Here is a 25,049-nt window from a genome sequence, read left to right as displayed (position 1 = left end):
GAAAGTATGAATATACATAAAGCTGTGCTTTTCATAGCGCTCTCAGCGGGTTTACTCTATGGAGAAAATCGAATCGAGGCGGTCCAACAGGCTATTCGCGACGCAGGTGCTGCATGGTACACCGGCCGAAGCTGGGTGGCCTCTCTCTCGGCGCATGAATTTGCAGAACTTTGCGGCACTCTGTCTGAACCTCCGGCTGATGCAGCGTCCCGCTTGATCCGCCTCAAGCCGATTTCCTCTCTGCCCAGCCGATTCGACTGGAGGAACAACAACGGCAATTGGGTGACGCCCGTGCGAAATCAAGGCGGCTGCGGCAGCTGTTGGAATTTTTCCGCTCTTGCCCAGGTCGAGGCTTGGTACCAAATCTTTAACGGCACACCGGACTCGGGAATCGATTTGTCCGAACAGTTTGTACTTTCCTGCGCCGGCGTCGGAACCTGCAGAGGCGGCAGCATCGAAGGAGCGCTTTCCTTTGTCCGCGATTTCGGCGTGCCTTTCGAGTCCTGCATGCCCTACCGCGCTCGCGACGACATTCCGTGCAGCAACGCCTGCCCTGAATCCGATCGCCGCATGATTACCATACCCGATTGGGGCTATGTCACCCTCAACGAAATTTTGATCGACAACCTCAAACAAGCCGTCTTTCGACATCCGGTGTCGGTTTCCTATACCGTCTTTGAGGATTTCCAGTTCTACGGCGGGGGCGTTTACCGGCACGTGTGGGGCAAAGCAGTGGGCGGTCACGGCGTGTTGATCGTCGGCTGGGATGATGAAGGGAAATGCTGGATTTGCAAAAACAGCTGGGGCGCCGACTGGGGAGAGAACGGCTATTTTCGCATCCTTTGGGGCGATTCCGGTCTTGGATCTTTTGCTCCGTTCGTATATGATGCCGTAACCGAAAGCGCCGTTGCGTTTGTACCCGATTCCTTGTCATTTGAGCTGACCGCCGGCGAGGAAATCCAGGCGGAGTTTCACTTGGAGAATCGCGGTTCCGTACCGCTCGACTATGCACTTTTTTGCGAGGAGACGCCGCAGGTTTTTCATGTTTCCGCCTTTAATGCATACGACGATTTTTCCTGGTGGTGCGGCAGCCCGGCGCTCGGCGGGTATGCCAATCATTGGCTGCAGTATTTGGATACGCCGCCTCTCGATTTGACCACAACCACAAATCCAATGCTGAAATTCGTCGCTTTCTGGTCGATCGAGCCGCCTGAGGGAACAGACCCGCCTTGGGACGGCTGGGACGGCGCCAACGTCTGGATCTCGACCGACGGCGGTCAATCGTTTCAGATCATACGACCGCTTTTCCCGCCTTATTCCTGCAGCAGCCTTTGGGCTTTCGGAGAAAAAGAGCAAGGCTGGAACATGGGCCCCAATATTCCCGGCTGGGCCGGTAAAAGCAACGGCTGGCAACCCGCCGCATTCGATCTAAGTCCTTATCGTTCATCGCAGACCGTCATCCGTTTCGCCTTTGCCAGCGATATGGGATTTTCTACCCTCGATGATCCGACGGTCACCGGCTTTTTTATCGATTGCATTTCCGTTTCCGACGGAGGTAAAATCCTTTTTTCCGATGAGGGGGAAAATGCTGAAAACCTGCACCGCAGCGGTTACGGCTCTATGCCGGCCGCGTGGCTCAAGACATCTCCTTCGCTCAGCACCATTCCGCCGCAGTCGAAAGAGCCCGTGAGACTTGTCGTTTCCGCTCAAGATATCGATCCGGGCGATTATCTTGCGAAAGTGCTGATTGAATCCAACGACAGAACCGCGGATAGTTTAGCTCTTCCGGTCGCTCTGCACGTGAACAAACCGCCGTTCGATCTGGCTGTGTATGCGCGTGTGCAGCGCGTCGAAAAACTTTTTGTCGGCGATCTGCTCCCTCTCTCGGCACTGGTGAAAAATCTCGGCACCCAGTTATTTCCCAACATTAGCGTAACCTGCACGATCAGTGACGGCCTATTGACTCACGCCGCCGTCTCGAGAACGATAACCGATCTTGAATCCGGCCGGCATGTGCGGATCGACTTTTCCCGTTTTGTCGTGCCCGACACAACTGAGCTGAAGGCAAAATTTCAGCTTCAATCGGCAGTCGGCGATAATCGACCAAGTAATGATTCCGCATCGACCATGATTTTCCCCACTGCCCTGGTCGATGATTTCGAGTCCGGCGAAGGCGAATGGCTGTTTACCGGCGGCTGGGGTGTGACCAACCGTTACGGCGGGCATTCGGGTAAATACGCTGCTCACTGCAACGGCGGCCTCCTTCCTTATCGAGCGAACATGAACGCCGTCATGACCCTGCGGCGCAGCTTTGCAGCCGAGCGGCTCGAATCGGCCTGGATCTCGTTTTGGGCCAATTGCCATATGCAACTCGATAAGGACTATTGTGTTCTGGAGATCAGCGCCGATTCACTGACCTGGCAACCCGTCTACCAGTTCTCGAATCAAAACTTGAACTATGAACAGCATCGAGTGGAGCTTACCCCTTTTCTACCGCTGTTCCGCAGCCGCTTGTGGATTCGTTTCCGCTTTGTCTCCAACGAACAGGAAGAATCTGCGGGCGTTTTCATCGATGACGTCTGTTTTTATGGAAAGGTAAAGCAATTCGTGACCGCAGCAGATGACCGTCCGGCCCAACCTGTTCGGCATCTGTTGCTTGGCAATTATCCCAATCCTTTTAATGCGTTCACGCGCATCCACTTTTTCCTGCCGGATGACGCCTTGGTGGAGCTTTCGGTCTATTCTATCGACGGGAAGCGTGTTGCAGCGTTGCTGCGGCAATACCATGGTGCCGGTGAGCACAGCCTCTCCTGGCGCCCAGATTTGCCTTCGGGAATTTACTTCCTCAGGATGGACGTTTCTACAGTGAACGGCGATAGAAATTCGGCGTATAAAAAGCTGGCAATAATCAAATAATGAGGTTCTTTGTGCCCTATTCCTTTCGGATTTTTCTGGCGGTGTTTCTGCCCGTGCTTGTTGTCGGCGCTGTCGGTAAAATGGATCCCCGCTTGACGCGTTTGGCGGCAACTCCGGAAGTCGGCAGTGCTTACAGCGATATTCTTGCCAAAAGTGCCGGAGAAGAACAGGTTCGCGTCGTGTTGACTTTTCGCGGAGGCGAAGAACTATTGCGGAAAGAGGGAGTAAAGTTTATTTGCCGCCGTGGCGACATGGCTGTTGCGGATCTGCCGCTGAGCGCCTTGCAGCGCGTCGCCGAGTTGCCGAATGTCGTCTATGTGGAGGCACCTCACCCTGACCGGGCTGCGCTGGACAAGAGCACGGTGGCCGTCAATGCGGTAAAGGCGCGCAACCAACGCGGTGTAACCGGGCGCGGAGTCATAGTCGGCATCATAGATTCCGGCATCGACTGGACGCACTATGATTTTCGCAAACCGGACGGCACGACGCGCATCAAGGCGATGCTCGATCTAAGCCGCAGCGGTGCCGTTTACGGCGGTGAAGCCTATGATGAACGGCAGATCAATGAAGCGCTGGAGGGGCGACGAACCATTGCCATGCGCGATGTCAGCGGCCACGGCACGCACGTCGCGGCGATCGCCGCAGCCGACGGGGCAGTCGGTGAAGGTTTGGGCGAGTACGCGGGCGTGGCTCCCGAGGCCGATCTGGTGATCGTCAAGGCTACGCGCGACGAGGCCGGCCGAGAATTCCGCCCCACTGATCAAATCATTGGTCTAACTTTTATCGACAGCGTGGCTCAGGTTTTGGGTAAACCCTACGTCGCCAATCTCAGTTTGGGCGGTCACAGCGGTGCCCACGACGGCACCTCGCCCGTAGAGCGGTTTATCGACAACCTGGTCGGGCGCGGCAAGGTGGTTGTGACCGTCGCCGGCAATGACGGCAACAATTCGGTTCATGCAAGAGCCGTTCTGCGCAGCAGCTCTGAACCGCAGACTATCAGCCTGCGCGTCGAGAATTATCGAGCAGAAAACGGCGCCGAAAATGATATCATTGCTCTCGACGGCTGGTACGATGGTTCCCAGAAAATCGGCGTCACGGTCGTCTCGCCGAGCGGAAGAGAGTACGGCCCGGTTCTGCCTGGAAACGTCCTGGAAAAGAAAACCACAGAAGGCACAGTTTACATTTGGAACGGTTTTTACGAGGATGGAGAGAACTATCGTGCCGGCGCCAACCCGCTGAACGGCGATCGCGAGTTCTATATCCAAATCTACGACGGAACAGCCGTATCGCCGCCTGCCGACGGGCTCTGGAAATTTGTCTTTACCGGTTCCGGCGGCACGATCGACTTGTGGCTGGTAAACGCCACCATGGAAGTGTCCTTTGAAACCGGCGATTTTGCCGAAGGGAAGTTGACCATCCCGGGGACTTCGCGCAGCGCCATCACCGTCGCTTCGTTCGTCACCAAGCGTTCATGGATCGATCTGGACGGAAACAGTCTCACCTATGATGTCGACAATACCGTACGCGAAGGACAGCTTTCGTCTTTTTCCAGTCCCGGGCCGGTACGCAAAGGCGGTTATGTCAAACCGGACATTGCTGCGCCGGGGCAAATCATCGTCGGCGCCTATTCTGTGGATGCACCGCCGAATGGACGGTACAGCATCTTTAATTCCGGCAGTACACGCTATCCGAATGCCTATGTCAACAAAGACGGCAAGCATGCGCTCAGCAGCGGTACGAGCATGGCTGCGCCGCATGTGGCCGGCGCTGCGGCTTTGTTGCTGCAGCAGGATGCAACTTTAACGGCCCAGCAAATCAAAGAGATGATGACCGGAACGGCTCGAGTAGACGCTTTTGTCGGGGCGACGCCCAACATCCGTTGGGGTTGGGGCAAGCTGGATGTATTGGAAGCTCTGGCCGCCGAACCTCCTGATGAAGAAGGCTCTTTGCTTGCTCTGCTGCCGCCGCAGCCGAACCCGTTTCTCAATCGAACCGCGGTTTCGTTCCAAGTGCCGGTGAGTTCCGGCCAAGCAGCAGTCGAATTGGACGTTTACGATGCCTTGGGCCGTCGAGTGAGAAAACTGGTGCGCGGCGCTTCTCCCGCCGGACGGCAGACAGTCTATTGGGACGGTCTGGACGACGGCGGCCGCGCTGTGGCCGGCGGTATTTATTTTGTGCGCCTGAAAATCAATCGTTGGAGTGTTGTACAAAAACTCGTATTTTGCGGCGTCAATTAATAATAATCCACCATCGAATTAAAGCCCGCTTTTCGGGCAATGAACATTGAGGTGAAAAGGAGGCAGGTATGTCGGCATTATTGGACAGCATTCGTGAGGGTCTCGAGTTGGTTATCGACAAAACTGAAGAGTACAGTCGAATCGGCAAGCTCAAGGTCGATATTTTCGGCATCAAGCGCAATATCGAGCGGCAGTTTGTCGAATTGGGCGGCCGCGTCTATGAATTGATGACCGCCGAACAGACTCCCGACATCCGCAAGGATGAAGAATGCAAAAAGATCGTCGAGACGGTGAAATCTCTGGAAAAGCAGCTGCAGGATAAAGAGGCGGAAATCGAAAAGGTTAAAGCGGAGAAGGAAAAAGAACGGCGCGAGCGCCAGGAAGCCAAACGGCAGGCTGCCGCCGAAGCTCAAACAGCTGCAGACGAGAATCCGGAGTTGCCGAAGGAATAGGAGCTGTATGATTCCGCACAATCTTCGGGCGATTGCCTTTGGATTTGTCCTTTCGGCGGCAATCGCCCTTATCGCTTGCTCTAAAGCCTCCGATGAAAACAAAACGAATGTCTCGACAAACGATTCTCTCGGCGTCTATTATCGCGATTCGGCTCCTTTCTACATCGCGGATACCGGTCGCGTCGAAGTAGCCGCGGCCGGCGATTTGATGCTCGGCTCGTGGATCGTCGATAAGGTCAAAAAAGAAGGGGTGGATGCGCCGTTCGAATACACGCGGCAGTGGCTGAGCGCAGCGGATGTCGCCGTCGTAAACCTCGAAGCTCCTTTTGCCGATAGCGGCCGTCTTTTTGTTGAAAAGCAGTACACTTTTAAAGTGCCGACTTTTATGGTGGAAGGCATGGTCAACGCGGGAATCGACGTGGTAACGTTGGCCAACAATCACATTATGGATTACGGCTGTGACGGGTTGATGTCGACAATCGCCACGCTCGATCGGGCGGGCATTCGTTACTGCGGCGGCGGGCAAAATCTCGACCAAGCCTGTGCTCCGGTGATAATTGAAATCCGTGGACTCCGCCTCGCTTTCATCGGACTTACCACTTGCTATCCGCATGAGTTTTGGGCGACGCCGACGCGCTGCGGCACCTGCAACTATGCCGAGCCGCGGATCGAAGAGATGATTCGCCTCGCTCGTCAGCAGGCGGATGTTGTCATCGTCAACATCCATTGGGGTGTCGAAAAAAGCAAAGAAGCCAATTCCCTGCAGATTGAACGCGCACATCGTTTGATCGATGCCGGCGTCGATGTGATCATCGGACATCATCCCCATGTGCTGCAGGGGTTCGAAATTTATAAAGACAAGCTGATCGCCTACAGTCTCGGCAATTACATTTTTGGATCGCTAAGTGAAAATGCGCATACGGCCGCCATTTTGCGTCTCTTCTTTACAAAAGAGGGTTGGGTCGAGGCGCAGATCGTGCCGCTGCATGTGTACAACGCGGTCGTACAGTTTCAGCCGCGACCGCTGACCGGCAGCGATCGACAAAAACTCATCGCCGAACTGCAAACACTGTCTTTGCCGTTGAACAACGGTAAAAAGATCATCGACGACGAGGGGACAATTTTGCCGATGCGCAACCCGATATTGCAATAATCGCTTCAAATTTCAAGGGGGAAATAATGAATTGCGTCGAAGAACCGGCAAGGGAGGGGTTTCTTTACCATTTATGGCTGGAACGCTCCTTTCAGGGGCGGCTCCTGCAGAGTACGGAAGGCCATCAAATCGAGATCATGGAAAAAGGGACCCGCAATCGCGACGCCGGTCCCGATTTTCTCGACGCCCTCGTCAGGATTAACGGCAAGGTGGTGCGGGGGGATGTCGAGGTCCATGCCGTTGCGGGTGACTGGTATGCTCATGGTCATCACCGCGATCCGCGCTATAACAAAGTGGTGCTGCATGTCGTCACCATGGATTGTCCGCCTGCCTTCAGGGCGGTGAAAGAGAACGGCGCCGCTGCAGTGACGCTTAATTTGGATGACTATCTCGAAAAGAGCGCCGAGCAGTTGGAACAGGAAGAAGATGAAGCGCCGCCGCAGACCCAAGAATGCGCTTTGAGTCGAGAACCGTTGACGGTTATCCGAGCCGTGTTGGAGCGGGCAGGGGACCTGCGGCTGCAGCGCAAAGCCGCCAGATTTCGCGAACGGCCGGCGGCGCAGTCGTGGGATCAGGTTTTTTACGAATTTCTCATGGAGGCGCTTGGTTATTCAAAGAATCGTGTGCCTTTTCGCAAACTGGCGGTGTTCATGCCGATCGAAACGCTGTGGGCATACACGTGGAGCGATCCTGAGGATACCGCGCTGCTGAAAAGCCAAGCCCTTTTGTTTGGGACCGCAGGTCTTTTGCCTTCACAAAGCGGAATCGCGGCATCTGATGATTACGTGTCCGAGATGGAAGCGTGGTGGCGAACTTTATCCCATCGCGGCAAATTTTCGTCGCTGCGTCCGGAAGAATGGCAATTCTTTCGCCTACGCCCTGCTAATTTTCCTACTCGAAGAGTTGCTGCTGCCGCATCCCTTGCCTGCCGCTTTCGAGAGCAGGGATTTATTGCCGCTTTTGTGAAAGCTTTTGCAGAATCGTCTGCCGGAACAGCCCAAATCATCCGCGAGCTGGAGGCAATGATGACGATGGATGCCGATGCATTTTGGTCAAAACGATATACCTTTGAAGAAGAAAGCGGAATAGTGGATTTGCAGCTTGTGGGAAGCGAGCGCGCGCGGGATATTGTGGTCAATACGGTCCTTCCGGCTCTTTTGGCCTATGCCGAAGAAAGCGACGACGGCAAATTGAAAAATGGGGTGCTCCAGGTTTTTCAAAGCTATCCTCGTTTGTCCTCCAACGACCTAATCCGCATAATGCAGAAGCAGCTGTTCGCCTGGGAATGTGAAAAGGCGTGCGTGCGCGGCGCCAGACATCAGCAAGGGATGATCCAGCTGCGGCAAGAGTGGTGCGGCCCGGGCGACTGCCGTCGCTGCCTATCCCTCGTGCAGCAAGGCGGCAAAAGTCATGCTTTTCATTGACTTTTTAAAGATTTATTAGTATAATTATAAGCTGAGAATTAGGCGGATTCTGAAACATCGCCGACGCACCGGACAGGAAACGATTCCTGCATAGAACGTGCCGGGGAGATATGCGCTTATGAATGAGGAAAAAACATCCGTTAAGCCCGGCACACTTTATGTTGTGAGCACGCCCATCGGCAACCTGCGGGATATCACTCTGCGCGCTTTGGACGTTCTCGCGCAGGTAGACGTCATCGCAGCGGAAGATACGCGCACCAGTCGAGTTCTTTTAGAGCATTATCAGATTCGCAGACCTCTGATCGCTCATCACGAGTTTAACGAAGAAAAAAGCGCTTTGCAGATTGTACGTCGTTTAAAAGAGAGGCAGAGCGTTGCGGTCATCACCGACGCCGGGACGCCCGGCATTTCAGATCCCGCCTATGTCGTCATTCGCGAAGCTATAAAGCACGACATCCCTGTGTGCGCCGTACCGGGTGCGACTGCTTTTGTTCCTGCGCTTCTTCTTTCCGGTCTCCCTTTGGATCGTTTTGTTTTTGAAGGGTTTCTTCCGGCAAAGAAAGGACGGCGCACACGCCTGCAGGAATTGGCGCAGGAGCGGCGGACAATGATTTTCTATGAGGCGCCGCATCGTATTATGAAAACGCTTCAGGAACTTTTGGAGGTTTTCGGTGACCGCCGCGCGGCCGTTATGCGCGAATTAACGAAAAAATTCGAACAGATTTACCGCGGCACTCTCAGTCAGGCGATTGCCGCACTCGCTCAATGGACGATCAAGGGAGAATTTGTGATTGTCGTTGCCGGCTTGAATGATGCTGAAAAGAGAAAAAGAAGCGACGCCGAACGCACTTATGAGTTATATTGAAAAAAAAATAACCCAATTCCTGTTGGCTGCTCGGCCGATTCTTCAGCCCGTCGTCAGGTTTTTAGCCGCTCTGCAGATGAATCCTAATCTGCTGACCTTTATTTCCCTCCTGCTGTGCCTAATTGCGGCGTTCTTTTTCGCTCAAGGCGAGTTGCGTTTTGCTGCCGTGGCCATGTTGCTCGGCGGTCTTTTTGATGTGCTGGACGGCGATGTTGCCCGTGCGGCCAATCGCACAACTCGATTCGGCGCCCTGTTCGATTCCGTCCTGGACCGCTATGCCGAATTGGCTCTCTATTTCGGCATCGGCTATTTTTTTCTCACCAATTGGGCTTTCGACCTTCGTTACAAAACGTTTGTTTTCTTTGTCGTCTTTATGGCCGCGGCCGGCTCGACCATGGTCAGCTATGTACGCGCACGTGCTGAAGGATTGGATATCGACTGCCGCGTCGGTTTGATGCAGCGGCCGGAGCGTATTCTTTTACTCGGCTTTGGAGCTTTGATTTCCGTGAAATCCCTCTTGGTCGTTCTTGCACTGATCGCCTTATTGGCCAATTTTACGGCTGTACAACGGATCGTTCACGTGTGGAAAATCGACAAGTTAAACGACAACTGATCGGGTGAACGTTGATTATAATTGCGAACCGCTCGATCAAGCCCCAAGGTCGCATCGGCTAATACACTGTTAATATAGAGAAAGGATTTCATATGAGTGGAAAAGGAATCGAAATAAAGCCTGCAACCGGCAAGCTGGGTGTTCTTTTGCCGGGCATGGGGGCAGTCGCGACTACTTTTATAGCCGGTGTAGAACTGGTCCGCAAAGGATTGGCCAAGCCGGTCGGTTCGTTGACGCAGATGGGAACCATCCGTCTTGGTAAACGAACCGAAAATCGTGTTCCGAAAATCAAAGAATTTGTCCCGTTGGCTGATCTGAATGATCTAGTCTTCGGCGGATGGGATATTTTTCCGGATAATGCCTACGAGGCCGCCAAAAACGCGAAAGTGTTGACCAACGAGGACCTGGAAAAAGTCAGGCCGTTTCTGGAAAGCATACAGCCGATGAAGGCGGTTTTCGATACCAAATATGTCAAGCGCCTCGACGGACCGAATAAAAAGGTCGGCAAAAACAAAATGGACTTGGCCGAACAACTCATGCAGGATATGGCCGATTTCAAGAGCCGCCACAACCTGGATCGGATGGTCATCGTCTGGTGCGGCAGCACCGAGACCTACCTGGAGCACGATCCGGTTTGGGACAGCATCGAAGCGTTCGAAAAAGGGCTTTTACAGAATCACGATGCAATTTCATCGTCCATGATCTATGCTTATGCCGCCTTGAAAATGAAAATCCCCTATGTAAACGGCGCCCCGCACATGACGACCGACATTCCGGCGCTACTGCAGCTGGCCAAGCGGGAGGGTGTCCCTATTGCCGGCAAGGATTTCAAGACCGGCCAGACGTTCATGAAAACCCTCATCGCTCCTGGCCTCAAGGCGCGAATGTTGGGCGTTCGGGGATGGTTTTCCACCAATATTCTCGGCAACCGCGACGGCGAGGTTCTCGATGAGCCGCTTTCCTTCAAATCCAAAGAGGTGACCAAGCTTTCGGCGCTCGAGTACATTTTTCAGCCGGATAAATATCCCGACTTGTACGGCGACCTCTATCACAAAGTACGCATAAATTACTATCCGCCGAGCGGCGACAATAAAGAGGGATGGGACAACATCGATATTTTCGGCTGGCTCGGCTATCCGATGCAGATCAAGATCAACTTTTTATGCCGCGACAGCATTTTAGCGGCACCAATTGTCCTCGACTTGGCACTGTTCATTGATTTGGCGCAGCGCGCGGGTCGGGTGGGCATTCAGGAATGGCTTTCGTTCTATTGCAAGAGCCCGATGGTTGCCGAAGGTCTCTACCCTGAGCACGATCTGTTCATCCAGCAGATGAAGCTCAAGAATACCCTGCGCTATTTTATGGGTGAGGATCTGATCACCCATCTCGGGCTGGATTATTACGAATAAGCGGGATCTTGACGCATGTCTCGCCGCTCGGGCAGCTTAAAGCCGTTGCGGAGCTTTCTCAAGACTTCTTTGCCCGCCGCAATCGATCTGGCCTCGCAGACGATCATGTGGACGATCGAGGCGATTTTGATCGGCAAGCTCGGCGGCGCTGCCCTGGCGGGGCATTCGATGGCGATCCAAATTGTTCTCGTTTTCTTTGCCGTTCTGATCACCTTTGTGGTGGGCGCCGGGCTGATCATCAATCGACACATCGGCGCCCGCGACTTTAAAAGCGCCAACCACATCCTGGGACAGTCGCTGATGCTCGCCGTCATCATGGCAGCCCTGTTCAGCATCGTCTGGCATTTCGGCGGTGTGCAGCTGCTGCGCTTGATCCGCGAGAACGGAAGCGACTCGGCGCAAGCGGCCGGAATGAGCTATTTGCGCATGGTTTCCTTTTTCGGCCCGCTGATTATGACCAATTTTGTCGCGGTCGGGATCATCCGCGCCGTTGGCGAAACACGCTTTTCCATGCGCATCAATTTGACGACCAACGTCGTCAATCTGCTTTTGGCGCCGATCTTTATATTCGGCTTGTTCGGCGCACCGCGCCTGGAGGTGCGCGGTGCCGCATTAGCAGTGGGTTGTGCGCATACGCTCGGTTTTTTTCTCACTTTTCGGTTACTGCGCAGCGGCCGCGCCGGCCTGCGGCTGGATTACCATGAGCTGACCTCCCCAAAGTGGGACAGCTTTCGCGAACTGTTCCGCAAGGGATTGCCGACAACCGTCGAGCAACTCGCCTGGTCGCTCGGCCAATTGGTCGTCATCAGCTACGCCGGCATGTACAGCGTCGCCGTGCTCGGCACCCACGCCATCTTTATGCGGCTGCAGAATGTGCTGTCGATGATCTACATGGGATTCAGCTTGGCGGCGATGAGCAACATGGGCCAAAATTTGGGCGCAGCCAATCACGAGCAGGCGCTTAAAGGAGCCAAAACTTCTCATCGCGCCGCTTTGCTTTTTGTCGGCGTCATTATACTCATGTTGATCCTTTTCGCCAAGCAGTTTATTCATGTCTTTACCGTCGATTCCCAGATCGTCCAGCTGGGAAGACGCGCGATCGTCATTTTTGCCTTGGCGCAGCTGCCGAAAGCGGTCAACAACGTTGTCTGCGGAAACCTTCGCGGCGTCGGCGAGTTAAAATGGCTCATGCTGAACACGATCGCTTTCGTGTTGTTCTTTGAAGTCGGTTTAAACTATGTCGCCGTGTTTCTGCTGGCGGGCGGCATTTACGGTATCTGGACGGTGCAGGCGCTGGACGAAACGCTGCGGTTGATTTTGAACGTCAAACGGCTGTATAACGGCGATTGGCGCCGATTGGTGTATTAATGCGCAAACCCTTGTTCGTCACCTTTGAGGGCATCGACGGCTGCGGCAAATCGACGCAGATTGTTCTTTTGCAGCGCTTTCTGAAAAAGCACGGTATTGATGCCCTGGCGCTGCGCGATCCGGGCTCGACCTCTGTCTCGGAGGCGGTCCGCGCCGTTCTGCTCGGCAAGCGGTTTGCGATCGACCCGCAGACCGAGCTGCTGCTTTATGAAGCGGCGCGCGCTCAACTGGTTCAGGAGATCATACGGCCGGCTCTGGCGCAGGGGCGTGTGGTGCTTTGCGACCGGTTTTACGATTCCACGACCGCCTATCAGGGCTACGGCCGCGGCATCGATCCGGAAATTATTGCCGCCGCCAATCGATTGGGCTCGTGCGGATTGACACCGCAGTTGACCATTCTGCTCGATCTTGATCCGGAAACAGCGGCGGACCGTCGGCAACCGTTGCATTTTGAGGATCGCATCGAGGCCGAAGGGCTGGAATTTCAGCGCCGCGTGCGCCGCGGCTTTCTCGAAATTTGCGCGGCAGAGCCGGAACGCGTTCGACTTGTAAAGGGCCAGAGGCCGATTCCAGTCATTCAGCAGGAAATTCAGACTCTATTTATGGAGCTATGGGAGAAAACTCCCGGAGAATAGAATGAAACAACGTTCTCAATGGATGAAAAAAACCGCCCTTTGCGGGTTGCTTGTCATTTCAGCGGCGGCGGGCAGTTTGTTTAGTAAAAGTCAGCGCGACTTTTACGCTTCGGTTATGCGCAATCTGCGCATTTTCGGCGAGGTCTATAAGCAGACGGCCAACAACTATGTCGAAGAGATCGACCCGAAAAAGTTTATGCGCGCCGGCATCAACGGCATGCTGGATGAGCTCGATCCCTATACGATCTTTCTCGAGGAAGAGGCCCAGGAAGATTTGGAGATCATGACCCGCGGCAAATATTACGGCGTCGGCATGCGCATCAGCAAGCGCAATGGATGGCCGACCGTAGCCGAGCCGCCTTTTCCGAACAGTCCTGCCGAAAAAGCGGGCATCCGCGAAGGGGATCAGATTATCGAGATCGACGGCGAGTCGACGCGTCAGCTGACGCTCTCCAAAACTGCCGCCAAACTGCGCGGCAAGGAAAAAGGCAGCTCCGTTACGATCAAGATCCGCCGCGTGGGCGTCGAGGAGCCGATGATCTTTACGCTTATTCGCGACGAAATCATTGTTTCCGACATTCAATACAGCGGCATTATCGAGCCGGGCATCGGGTTGGTACGGCTGACCGTCTTTAACCGCGGCGCCGACGAGCAGCTCCATCAGGCGCTGGACAAGTTGACGGATCAGGGCATGAAGACGCTTATCCTCGATCTTCGCGGTAATCCCGGCGGACTATTAGAGACGGCGGTATCGGTGCTGGAACTTTTTGTGCCGCGCGGCGAGCTGGTTGTCTATACTCGCGGCCGGACACCGGGAAGCAATAAGGAATATCGAACCTCCGGCAGCGCTCCGTATGCCGATCTGCCGATGGTTGTCTTGGTCGACGGTTATTCAGCTTCGGCGTCCGAAATTGTTGCAGGCAGTCTGCAGGACCTCGACCGTGCGGTTATCGTCGGCGAGACGACTTTCGGCAAGGGGCTGGTCCAGACGGTCCTGCCGATCGACCGCTCCGTAGAGGGCGAAACGGCGTTAAAACTGACGACCGCCAAATACTACCTGCCGAGCGGCCGGTTGATTCAAAAAAGGGATGTTTTCAAGCGCGGGCGTAATTCGGTTTTTCTGCAGCAGGACAGCACGCAGGTATCCTCCGAAGAAGAAGAGGAAGAGTGGGATGGCGAAGGGAGTGATGAAAAGATCGATGAAAAGCCTCAAGAAACGGCCAAGGAGCTGTTTAAGACGCGCAACGGGCGACAGGTTGTCGGCGGCGGCGGTGTCACCCCGGATATCATCTGCAAAAATCCCAATACGACCCGATTTGTGACTGAATTGATTCGCCGTTCGATGTTTTTCGATTTTAGTCTTGAATATGCCGCCAAGCACCCAGAATTGTCCAAAGATCTGCAGGTGACCGATCAGACGGTGCAGGAATTTTTCAAGTTTCTCGAGGCAAAAAAGTTCGACTATGAACCGACCGGTGCAAATCGGATAAAAGAGTTGGAAAAAATTGCCGAAAGAGAGGGTTATAAAGAGCAACTTGAGCCGGCTTTGCGCAGCCTGCAGGACGCATTTGCAGCCGTGAAAAAGGTCGAACGTGAGAGATCGATGAACGATATCCGATTCCTGCTCAAGCGTGAGTTGACCGCCAAAGTAAAAGGCGCTGATATGGCCTATGTTGTCGGCAGCGAGCGCGATGAGCCTCTTAAACGGGCGATTGAGATTGTCAAAGACGCCGAAAGCTATCGCAAGTTTTTAGCGGGAGAGAAATCCGAAAAATAAACGATATATCATTGAATTATAAACGATGAACTAAGCAATGGGAGAAAACATGTCGCAAAAATTCGTCTATCGTTTCGGCGGCGGGTCTGCGGAAGGCCGTGCCGATATGAAGGAACTGCTGGGCGGAAAGGGCGCCAACTTGGCCGAAATGGCCAATTTGGGTATTCCGGTTCCGGCCGGCTTTACGATTACGACCGAAATGTGCACTTATTACTACAAGCACGGCAAAACTTATCCGAAGGAATTGGAAGCCGAGGTGAACGACGCCCTTGCCTTTGTCGAAAAGATCATGGGCGCCAAGTTCGGCGATCCGGAAAATCCGCTTTTGGTTTCGGTACGGTCGGGTGCACGCAGCTCCATGCCCGGCATGATGGAAACCGTGCTCAACGTCGGCTTGACGAGCAAAACCATTCCCGGCATGATCAAAAAGACCAATAACCCGCGCTTTGTTTACGATGCTTATCGTCGCCTGATCATGATGTATTCGGACGTGGTAATGGAAAAGGCGGCGGGCATCGAGCCGGAAGAAGGCAAAGGGATTCGCGTGCAGCTCGAGCATCTCATGTCCGAGATGAAGAAAAAACGCGGCGTTAAAGAGGATACCGAGCTGACCGCCGAGGATTTGAAAGAGCTGGTCGAGCAGTTCAAGGTTAAAGTGAAGGAAGTGCTCGGCAAGCCGTTTCCTGATGACGCCATGGAGCAGCTTTGGGGCGGCATCAGCGCCGTTTTTCAGAGCTGGAACGGAAAACGAGCGGTTGCCTATCGCCGCATCGAAGGCATTCCGGACGATTGGGGCACCGCCGTCAATGTACAGGCGATGGTTTTCGGCAACATGGGCGAGACCAGCGCCACCGGCGTCGCCTTTACCCGTAACCCGGCCACCGGCGAGAACAAGTTCTACGGCGAATGGTTGGTGAATGCTCAGGGCGAAGACGTTGTGGCGGGTATTCGCACGCCTGCGCCGCTGAACGAGGCGACCAAGAACGAGCAGAACAAACACATGGCTTCCCTCGAAACCGCGATGCCGGAAACTTATAAAGAGCTCGACGAAATCCGCGTCAAATTGGAGAAGCATTTCCGCGACATGCTGGACATTGAGTTCACCATTCAGGAAGGCCGTTTGTGGATGCTGCAGTGCCGCGTAGGCAAACGCACCGGCACCGCGGCCCTCAACATGGCTATGGACATGCTGGCCGAGGGGTTGATCGATGAAAAGACGGCCGTCACGCGTCTGTCGCCGAATCAGCTCGACGAGCTGCTGCATCCCATTGTCGATCCGGCCGCGGAAAAGAACGCCAAGCCGATCGCCAAAGGATTGCCGGCCGGCCCCGGCGGCGCCTGCGGTCAGATCGTCTTTACTGCCGCCGATGCCGTGGAATGGACTAAGCAGGGCAAAAACGTCATCCTTGTGCGCGAAGAAACCAATCCGGAAGATGTCGAAGGTATGCGGGCGGCGGTCGGTATTCTGACGGCTCGCGGCGGAATGACCTCGCATGCGGCTCTGGTTGCTCGCGGCTGGGGCAAATGCTGCGTTGTCGGCTGCGGCGCCTTGGAATTGAACCTGAAGGACAAAACCCTCAAAGTCGACGGCAAAGTCTATAAAGAGGGGGATGTCTTTACCCTCAACGGCACCAAAGGCTACGTGTACGAGGGCAAGCTGGCGATGATCAACGCCTCCGAAAATCCCCGCTTTGTGCAGTTTATGAAGCTGGTGGACAAGTTCCGTCGCCTCAAAGTGCGCACCAATGCCGACACGCCGGAAGACGCCAAGAAGGCGCTCGAATTCGGCGCCGAGGGTATCGGCCTGTTCCGCACCGAGCATATGTTCTACGGCAAGGGTTCGGACGAGCCGCTCTTCCTGCTTCGCAAGATGATCCTCAGCAAAACGGAGGAGGAGCGCAAGGCGGCGTTGAACGAGCTGTTCCCCTATGTCAAGAAGGACTTTAAGGCGACGATGGCGGTCATGGACGGCCTCCCCGTTACCGTGCGCCTGCTCGATCCGCCGCTGCATGAGTTCGTTCCGCAGAGCCCGGAAAAGCAGGCCGAACTGGCCAAGGCGCTCGGCATTTCGGTTGAGGATGTGAAAAAGCGCGGCGAGTCTCTGCACGAAACCAACCCGATGATGGGCCATCGCGGCGTCCGCCTCGGCATCACCTATCCGGAAATCACCGAAATGCAGGTCCGTGCGCTTCTCGAGGCAACGGCGGAGCTGCTGCTGGAAGGCAAAAAGGTTCTGCCGGAAATCATGATCCCGGTGGTCGCGACAGTCAAAGAGCTGGACGATCAGAAGGTCATCGTCGATCGCGTCTACAAAGAGGTGTGCGAAAAGTACAAGCTCGACAAGATCGAGTTCCTCTACGGCACGATGATCGAAATTCCGCGCGCGGCGTTGACTGCCGGCAAGATCGCCCAAACCGCCGAATTCTTCTCTTTCGGTACCAACGATTTGACGCAGATGGGTTTCGGTTTTTCGCGCGACGACATCGGCGGCTTTGTGCCCGACTATATCGAAAAGAAGATCCTGCCGAACGATCCGTTCCAGATCCTCGATCAGGAAGGCATCGGCGAACTGATCCAGATCGGCATTGAGCGCGGTCGCGCTACGCGTCCCAAACTTAAAGTCGGCATCTGCGGCGAGCACGGCGGCGAACCTTCGTCGGTCATGTTCTGCCACAAGGTCGGCATGGATTACGTCTCCTGCTCGCCCTACCGCGTGCCGATAGCGCGGTTGGCGGCGGCGCAGGCGGCAATCAAGGACATGAAATAACGCTTTTTGCCTGCTGATCCGAGCCCTCTCGAAAATTTTCGAGAGGGCTTTTTTATTTCAACTCTAGTGCTCGCAAAAAATGCATGCGAGCTGCTCACCGGAGCATTCGGCGGACCATTCAGTCAAGAAATGAAAAAATAAGGTTGATCCAATATGCATCTATGCTAGCGCAGCCGAAAAGCGGCGGCGGGAAACCGGCTTTGATCTATTAAAGCCGGCCTATCTTACCAGCGCGATTTTGCGGGTCAGGCGAAAAGAGGGCGTTTCCAGGCGACAAAAATACAGGCCGGATGCGACAGTTTTTCCCGACTCATCACTGCCGTCCCAATGCAGAATGTGGTGACCCGCCTGGAGACGGCCGCTGCAGAGCGTTCGGATCGGCTCTCCGCGCAGCGAGTAGATGACAAGAGCAGCCTGATCATCAATCGGCAGGGTAAACTTGAGGGCAACGGTATTGTTGAACGGGTTCGGATAGGGAGGCAGCAGAGCATAATCTGTCGGCGTTAGGCTTACAGCGACAAAGCTGTTTAAGACGGTGATCGGCCCTTCGAAGCGGCTGCGCCCGTCAACACCGATCAGCTCCAGCTTGTAGGCGCAGCGCTGATTCCCTTGCAAATCATACCACTCATAACGTGCGCCCGTGGTCGAATCGCCTTTGTTCTTGATCAAACTCTCCGTAATCCTTGCAAACGCCGCTTCTCGCTTGGGACTGCGATAGAGGTGAAAGCCCGCTAAATTGGGCTCGGTTTCCGTTTCCCAAACAATCTGAATTTTTTCGTCGATCTGTCGGGCACCGAAAGAAACGAGCTTGACGGAAATAGGGTCGTGCAGATCCAAGCCGACGATCACCGGATCGTGATCCGAGGAACGGAAAGGTGATTCGGAAAACAGACCCTCGGGATTGGCTGAGCGGTAGTCGAGTTCCGGTGCTTCATCGGCATTGATGTGCCAAATCGTCAGACCGGTGATCTGCAGGTCCAGGTTCGGCGAAGCCAGCGCGTGGTCCAGGCATCCGGCTTGCGAGTCGTAGATATAAGTATAAGCGGATGATCCCTGAAATCGATCGATCTCGTTGCGATACCCTGCCGTCGTCAGCAGCTTCAGGGGATCTTCCTGCGCATATGCATTCAAGTCGCCCATGATGAGAAAATCCGGATCGCCGCTGCCGGTTGGATCGGTGGAGAGCCAATCGATGAGAGCGGCTGTACAGCGACAGCGCGTCTGGTTGCAGGCTCCCTGACCGTCGCCGAGATCCGGATCGCCTGCGCATTCTCCCTTCTTGGAGCGAAAATGGTTGACGACAAATGTGAAGCGGTCGCCCTCGCCGTCCTGAAAGGTCTGCGCAATGGATGGGCGCGTACCTTCATCAAAGTCTGGGTCGACGGAGTGATCGAGGAGTTTCGGCGCTCCGCAGGGTTCGACTGCCGCCGGTTTGTAGATGACGGCGTTGGCAATTTCATCCGTGCCTACTCTGGGGAGACCCAGATCGATAAAGCGATACGTGTCGGGTCCGAGCACGCTGTTAAGGCTGCCGACCAAATCATGGAGAGCGCTGTTCGGCCCAAAGCCGTCATTTTCGATCTCAATCAAGCCTACGATTTCGGCATCCATAGCGCAAAGCGCGCGAACCAGCTTTTGCTTTTGCCGCTGATATTCTTCGAATGAGGCGGCGCCGCGACTCGTGGGAAAGCCGCCGCCGAGGCCGTCGCCGTTGAAAAAATTGTCGACGTTGAGCGCAGCGACTTTGAGCGCGCCGTCGACCGGTAACGGCGTGTTGCTGCGCGGATTAGCATCGATAAAATTCAGCGCTTCCGTCGGGAGGATTTCGTAGCAGGAATAGCTATAATCTAGAACGCCGGTAAGGGAAGAAACCATGGTGCCGACCCGCAGCGGTTGTCCGGCGATCATGTGGGGAATCGGCGAAGGATAGGCGGCTCGGTTGCCGTCGTCCAGCTGAATTCGGCTGCGGTCGTTAAAAGACTTGTAAGATTGAGCTGCCGTTCCCGGAGAAGCGACTTGTGTCGGCACATACAGACGGTCATTGGCTGCCAGCTCCACTTCACCGTATTTTACCCAATTGCCGAGTCCGGTGATGGAAAGACTCGTGGAAATGGTCACGCGCATCCCCTCGTAGCGCTCCCAATCTTCATGTGAAGCGACGGGTAAAGTAACGATTGCCGGATTCGGCAGCGCGGCGGTTCCCAACTTTAGCAGACTGACGACCGAATACAGCTGCGTCCGGCCATAGAACTCGGAAACGGTGCCTGTAACTCGAACAAATTCGCCTGCCGTAACGGTCGGTGTGTCGCAATAGACGAAGAGCCCTTCCGAAGTCGACGGATCGTCGTCTGCTTGATGCGTCTCTTCTTGAAGAAAAAATCCGCCGAGGCCGTTACTTCCCTGAAAGCTGCCGACCACGACGCCCTCGACGGTCACGTCTGATCGGCAGTTGTAAGGGCTGACGTCGCCCTTTCCCTGGATGTCGTGAATGTAGGTTGACAGAAAGCTCGAGCCGTCCGCCCGTCGGCCGGGCGAAAACGGCTGATCGTTCGAGCGAGCGGCGCTGCGATGTTTGACCCAATTGCCCGTACCGTCCGGGTCGCGAGTCAAAGATTGATCGCTGTTGCCCTCGCTCCCGTAAGTTACGGTATCGAGGATTTGTTCGCCGTTTAGCAGCTGCACGGTATCGCCGGAATTGTTCAGCTCGAGTCTGCCGCTGGTTGCTGTTTGGACGATCGCGCCGCCGAAATCGCCGTTCGGCGTTCCGCCGCCGAAAACAACCAGACAGCCGCCGGGATGAACCAGCGTGCCGGCGGGAAAAACGTGCCGAACAGACGAAGCGTCTTTGAGCTGCAGACCGGACAGGTCGGCAGCCTGTGTGCCCAGGTTCACCAGTTCGACGAACTCATCCGCGTAGGTCTCTACCACGCCGTTTTGATTGGCGTCGTCGGCGGGATCGGCCAGGATCTCGTTGATTACCACCCGAAAGGAAGGCTCCTGTAGAATATCTTCGTCGCTGCGGGGCTCGAGCTTGAATTGCGACGATGAAAAGCCCATGACGCCGATGATGCCGGCAAGCGAGCTTTCCGCGACCGGAAAATAACCGTATCCGGCCTTTCTGCCTATGCGCAGGAGGCCGCTGCCGTCGCGGACGCTCCATTCGCCATTGCCCAAGTCGGATTGGTCGACTGTTACGTTGTTGATCCGCAAAAGCACCCCTTCCCATTGCTCCTGCGCCGCATCGGCTGCAGTAAGAAGTGAAGGGGCGGGAAGCGCATTTGCGGTTGACAAAAGTTGATAGGCCGAGAGATCAGTCAAGACCGTAAGCCCATTGACCTCGCGGACAGTCCCGGTGAGGCGAAGACGATCGCCGAGATTTGGAGCATGTGCGCCGTCGAAAATCCACAAACCGCTCCATTCACCGGCGCCCGATTGCAGAACATAGCTGCCGGTAAAGACTGCCGTTACGATGCCCTCCGTGGTAACGTCGGTTTGATCCTTGAACGGCGAATCTCCTGAAGGAAGAGTCGAATATTGTATGTTGCGTATAGGGGTGATGCCGTTTGCTCCGCATGCGCTGCTGTGACTGCCGAGGCCGTCAATGGTGTCGGTCGGGAAGCCGTCCCATTCGATGGCGGGATCAAAAGCGTTCTGTCCGTCGGCATCTCCTCTGCAGATTGTCGGTTTGCGGCGCAGAGTGTTATCGGCAGTGCTCGTCAAACCGCTGCCCCATTCAGTGCCGGGATCCTCGCCGATTCGCCCGATGACGTCGATGATCACGCCGTTTTTGCTCAAAACCACGGCGTCGTCCCCGTTGAACCAAGTGCCGCCGGCAAGCTGGTTGGCGCGTTCCAAAATCGCCTGACCGGCGCCGCTGTTCGCCAGGACGAACACGCCGCCGTCGGCCACGAAGCCGCTCAAGTAGATCGTTGTGCCGGCACTTGTGTTGCCGTTGAAAAAGAACTGAACGGTGTAACGTCCGGCGGTCAAATCGACTGCTGTGCCGGTGCCGTTATAAATCTCCAACGCTTTGTTATTTGAGCTGCCTTCTATGTATTCCGAAAAGAATAGATCCAAGCTTTGTGCCGAAGAAAAGACGATCGGCCAAAGGAAAAAAAGCAGACAAACCCCCTTCATGCTTTCCCCCTTGCGAGATCTTTTTGTGATAGTCTTGAAAAAGCGATTAAAACTGAACTGCCCCAAGATGCTGATAGATCTGTCGAAAAATTAACTATTCAGAAAATAAAGTCAAGGAAAAAATCGCCCATTTTTAAAATCAAAGCTTGCTCGGTGCCCTGATCTGTCCACAAATCCTTTGCTTGTCTTTTCTTCGATGCGTAAATTCAACATCGTGAGAAAATAACAAAAGGAAAAGGTATGGAAGGTGATTTTTTGAAATGGTTCTTCGAAGCTGAGGTCAACAAGTCGTTTTTAGAACAGCGAACGATATTCTTGTGGGGCGTTGTGGACGACGAGACTGCCGAAGACGTGGTCAAAAAGCTTCTCTATTTGGATCAGCAGAATCATGAAGACATTCTTTTACGCATCAATTCGCCGGGCGGGTCAGTAACCGCCGGTCTGGCGATTTATGACGCCATGCAGGCGGTGAAAAGCGACGTGCGGACGCTGTGCATGGGTTTGGCGGCCAGCATGGGAGCGGTTCTGCTTGCAGCCGGCGCCAAGGGCAAGCGGTTTGCCTGGCCGCACAGCCGCATTCTGATCCATCAACCCATGACCGGCAGCCAAATCATCGCGCCGGCCTCCGGGCTGAAAATTCACGCCGAAGAGATGATGCGCACCAAGAACATGCTTAACGAGCTGCTGGTCAAACATACCGGCCAGCCGATGGAAAAGATCGAAAAGGATACGGACCGCGACTTTTTCATGAGCGCCGCCGAAGCGCAGGCGTACGGGATGATCGACGCGGTGGTCGAGACGCCGTAAACTGAGCATTGAGCCGGCATTTCACCTCACCCATTCGGCAACGGCTAAACCGAAGCAGACGATTGTCAGCACGACGACGGCGAGAGCAGCCAAGCGATGAGCCGTCGTTTCGGCTTTGTGTTCATTGAAACCCATCATCAGAGCGGCAAGCAGTCCGCCAAGGAAACCTCCCGCATGAGCCATATTGTTGACGCCGGGAGTAAGAAAGCCGAAAGCAAAGAGGACGATTGCCCAGGTTCCGACCTGGCGGTAAAGCAGAGTGCCCAAAAAACCGCCGCGTCGACGGCCGTAGTAGACCAAGGCGCCGAGCAGCCCGAAAACGGCGCCCGACGAGCCGAGGGTAAAGTCGATGCCGGCCATGTTCGAAAAGACAAATCCGACCACCCCCGCGGCAGTGAAAATCAAAAACGTGCGCGCCGAGCCGTAAAGACCTTCGACCATCGTGCCGAGCTGCCGCAGCCAGAGCATATTGAAGAGAATATGCAGCAGCCCGCCGTGAAGATAGGCTGCGGTGATCAACGTCCACCAGCGGCCTTGGGACAAAGCGAACGAGCCGGTCATGCCAAGCTTGTACAGGATCGTTATGTCGGGTGAAAAGATGCTGAAAATATCCCGTATCTGCAAAAGTGCAGCCGGCCGGAGCAAAAGTGCAATAATGTAGAGCACGACGTTAACGACGATCAGGATGGAAGTAACACTGCCCAAGCCGAAGAGTTTTTGCAGCGCGGGACCGAATCCCCACAAGCCCGGATATTTCCGGCCGCAATAGATACACTCTTTGGCGTTGACGGACACCAATTTTCCGCAGCTGGGACAGAGAATTGAACCGGTGGTTTTGCGGTTCAGCATGAGATGGACCCTCTTTTAATCAACAAGGGTAAGTTAGGCAAATTTACAGCGAATGAAAAGACTTTTTCAGCCTGAAGCGGGCAATTGAAACAAGTTCACGCTGCCCCGCTTAAGGACAACAAAGGGTTTTTTACGAGGCAAAGATGAAAATCGGTATTGTCGGATTGGGGTTATCTGGGAAAACGACGCTGTTCAATGCACTGACAGGCTCCCAAGTGGAGACGGCTGCCTACAGCGGCAAAGGCGAGGCGCATCGGGCAATCGTCAATGTGCCGGACGAGCGGCTCGATGCTCTCAATGAAATCTTTAAGCCGAGGAAAAAAACGCCGGCGACCATCGAATATGTCGATTTGGCCGGCATCAGCACGGCGGAACAGAAGAAAGGCGGTTTCAGCGATCAATTCCTTGGACTGGTGCGCACCGTCGACGCCCTTTTGGTGCTGCTGCGTCACTTTGCCGACGATGCCGTACCGCATCCCCTCGAGTCCATAGATCCCTTGCGCGATCTCAAAACCATCGAAACCGATTTCATCATCAGCGATCTTTCCATTATCGAGAACCGCATGGCGCGGCTGGAAAAGCAGATGCGCACCAGAAAAAGCGATCAGGATGCGCAGGAATATGAGCTGCTGCAGCGCTGCAAAAAACTGTTGGAGGAAGAAAAGCCGCTGCGCATGATGGAAATGAGTCGCGAAGAACAACTGTTGGTGCGCGGTTATCAGTTCCTCAGTCAAAAGCCGGTCATTCTTTGTCTCAACATCGGCGAAAACGACATTCGGCGCGAAGAGGAGGTGCTGGCGCCTTTTGCGGCTTATCGTTCGCAGCCGCATACGGCGCTGCTGGCGATTTCCGCCAAGATCGAGATGGAGATTCTGCAGCTTTCGCCCGACGAAGCCGAGCTGTTTCGCGAAGATCTTGGTATTACCGAATCAGCCATGGGGCGGCTGATCCGTACTTCTTATGATCTGGTGGGCCTGATCTCCTTTTTCACGGTGGGCGAAGATGAGGTGCGCGCCTGGACGATCCGCCGCAATACGCCGGCACCAGTTGCGGCCGGCGCCATTCATACCGACATCGAGCGGGGCTTTATCCGCGCCGAGGTGGTGCACTATAACGACTTTATCACCCGCAAAAGCCTGGCGCAGTGCCGTGCGGACGGCGTGCTTCGCTTGGAAGGTCGCGACTATATCGTCAAGGACGGGGACATTATCAATTTCCGCTTTGCGGTCTAACAAAAAGTTGACCTTCTGAAAGACCGTATGACTTGAGGAAAGACCTAATGGCACGAAAAAAGACAGACGGCAAACGTCCCATCGAATCCTACGAACACCGCGACAAACAGCGGGTCAACAACCCGCCCGTCGGCCTGGTGACGCCGGAGACCGATCCCGACGCCGGGCAGCAGAAGAAGACCTACGCCTACGACCCGTACCTCGACCCGCAACTGGTCTGGGCCGGCAAGGCCGAGCATACCTCGTTTGAAGTGCCGACCGTCTCGCTGCACGTCCACGAGCGCATTGACCCGCGCACCATCCTCGAAGCCGTGCGCCGGTCGCCCTCCCCGCATGCGGGGAGGGCCGGGGTGGGGTATCAGCTTCCCCTCTTCGAGCAGGAGCGCGAAGAACCGCTGCGCGAGGACA

General features: G+C 55.0%; 17 protein-coding genes. 15 read left to right on the top strand and 2 right to left on the bottom strand.

Annotated elements, in window-relative coordinates:
* Positions 1–6: 6 nt before the first annotated feature.
* The 12 genes from ONB24_09775 to ppdK all read left to right on the top strand — a co-directional run bounded on the left by ONB24_09775 (position 7) and on the right by ppdK (position 17,616).
* Positions 7–2,916, top strand: a complete 2,910-nt coding sequence (locus tag ONB24_09775) for a T9SS type A sorting domain-containing protein (GenBank protein MDZ7316398.1) — start codon at positions 7–9, stop codon at positions 2,914–2,916.
* Positions 2,917–2,927: 11 nt separating this feature from the next.
* On the top strand, positions 2,928–5,153 hold the full coding sequence (locus ONB24_09770; protein MDZ7316397.1) for a S8 family serine peptidase: 2,226 nt from the start codon (positions 2,928–2,930) through the stop codon (positions 5,151–5,153).
* A gap of 68 nt (positions 5,154–5,221) precedes the next feature.
* Positions 5,222–5,605 (top strand): hypothetical protein, encoded by a 384-nt coding sequence (locus tag ONB24_09765; protein ID MDZ7316396.1) that lies wholly within the window; start codon positions 5,222–5,224, stop codon positions 5,603–5,605.
* A gap of 7 nt (positions 5,606–5,612) precedes the next feature.
* Positions 5,613–6,758, top strand: a complete 1,146-nt coding sequence (locus ONB24_09760; GenBank protein ID MDZ7316395.1) for a CapA family protein — start codon at positions 5,613–5,615, stop codon at positions 6,756–6,758.
* A 26-nt stretch (positions 6,759–6,784) separates the two neighbouring features.
* Positions 6,785–8,182 (top strand): DUF2851 family protein, encoded by a 1,398-nt coding sequence (locus ONB24_09755; protein ID MDZ7316394.1) that lies wholly within the window; start codon positions 6,785–6,787, stop codon positions 8,180–8,182.
* A gap of 118 nt (positions 8,183–8,300) precedes the next feature.
* Positions 8,301–9,047 carry a 16S rRNA (cytidine(1402)-2'-O)-methyltransferase gene (gene rsmI, locus ONB24_09750; protein ID MDZ7316393.1) on the top strand — a complete coding sequence of 249 codons (747 nt, stop codon included), beginning with the start codon at positions 8,301–8,303 and terminating at the stop codon, positions 9,045–9,047.
* Positions 9,034–9,660, top strand: coding sequence for a CDP-alcohol phosphatidyltransferase family protein (locus tag ONB24_09745; protein ID MDZ7316392.1), 627 nt, complete (start codon positions 9,034–9,036; stop codon positions 9,658–9,660). The genes rsmI and ONB24_09745 overlap by 14 nt, the downstream gene beginning before the upstream one ends.
* Positions 9,661–9,752: 92 nt before the next feature.
* Positions 9,753–11,069 carry an inositol-3-phosphate synthase gene (locus ONB24_09740; GenBank protein ID MDZ7316391.1) on the top strand — a complete coding sequence of 439 codons (1,317 nt, stop codon included), beginning with the start codon at positions 9,753–9,755 and terminating at the stop codon, positions 11,067–11,069.
* Between the two features lie 15 nt (positions 11,070–11,084).
* Positions 11,085–12,437, top strand: a complete 1,353-nt coding sequence (locus ONB24_09735) for an MATE family efflux transporter (GenBank protein MDZ7316390.1) — start codon at positions 11,085–11,087, stop codon at positions 12,435–12,437.
* Positions 12,437–13,072, top strand: a complete 636-nt coding sequence (gene tmk / locus ONB24_09730) for a dTMP kinase (GenBank protein ID MDZ7316389.1) — start codon at positions 12,437–12,439, stop codon at positions 13,070–13,072. The genes ONB24_09735 and tmk overlap by 1 nt, the downstream gene beginning before the upstream one ends.
* A 1-nt stretch (position 13,073) precedes the next feature.
* Positions 13,074–14,849: a S41 family peptidase gene (locus tag ONB24_09725; protein MDZ7316388.1), complete on the top strand. Its 1,776-nt coding sequence runs from the start codon at positions 13,074–13,076 to the stop codon at positions 14,847–14,849.
* 49 nt (positions 14,850–14,898) lie between these two features.
* The gene (ppdK, locus tag ONB24_09720) at positions 14,899–17,616 is read left to right on the top strand and encodes a pyruvate, phosphate dikinase (GenBank protein ID MDZ7316387.1); all 2,718 of its coding nucleotides are present in this window, start codon (positions 14,899–14,901) and stop codon (positions 17,614–17,616) included.
* A gap of 219 nt (positions 17,617–17,835) precedes the next feature.
* Here the strand turns inward: ppdK and ONB24_09715 are convergent, their stop codons facing one another.
* Complete coding sequence (locus ONB24_09715) at positions 17,836–21,753, bottom strand: ExeM/NucH family extracellular endonuclease (protein MDZ7316386.1); 3,918 nt, start codon at positions 21,751–21,753, stop codon at positions 17,836–17,838.
* A gap of 240 nt (positions 21,754–21,993) precedes the next feature.
* Between ONB24_09715 and ONB24_09710 the strand changes: the two genes are divergently transcribed.
* Positions 21,994–22,560 (top strand): ATP-dependent Clp protease proteolytic subunit, encoded by a 567-nt coding sequence (locus tag ONB24_09710; protein ID MDZ7316385.1) that lies wholly within the window; start codon positions 21,994–21,996, stop codon positions 22,558–22,560.
* 21 nt (positions 22,561–22,581) lie between these two features.
* Here the strand turns inward: ONB24_09710 and ONB24_09705 are convergent, their stop codons facing one another.
* Positions 22,582–23,409 carry a rhomboid family intramembrane serine protease gene (locus ONB24_09705; protein MDZ7316384.1) on the bottom strand — a complete coding sequence of 276 codons (828 nt, stop codon included), beginning with the start codon at positions 23,407–23,409 and terminating at the stop codon, positions 22,582–22,584.
* Between the two features lie 143 nt (positions 23,410–23,552).
* On the opposite strand from ONB24_09705, the gene ychF reads away from it, so the two are divergent.
* Positions 23,553–24,641: a redox-regulated ATPase YchF gene (ychF, locus tag ONB24_09700; protein MDZ7316383.1), complete on the top strand. Its 1,089-nt coding sequence runs from the start codon at positions 23,553–23,555 to the stop codon at positions 24,639–24,641.
* Between the two features lie 47 nt (positions 24,642–24,688).
* Positions 24,689–25,049: site-specific DNA-methyltransferase (locus ONB24_09695; protein ID MDZ7316382.1), on the top strand; the 361-nt coding region annotated here is incomplete at its 3' end.

The organism is candidate division KSB1 bacterium, assembly GCA_034505495.1.
Classification (GTDB): Bacteria; Zhuqueibacterota; Zhuqueibacteria; order Residuimicrobiales; family Krinioviventaceae; genus Fontimicrobium_A.
This window is presented reverse-complemented; position numbering and strand designations above follow the sequence as displayed.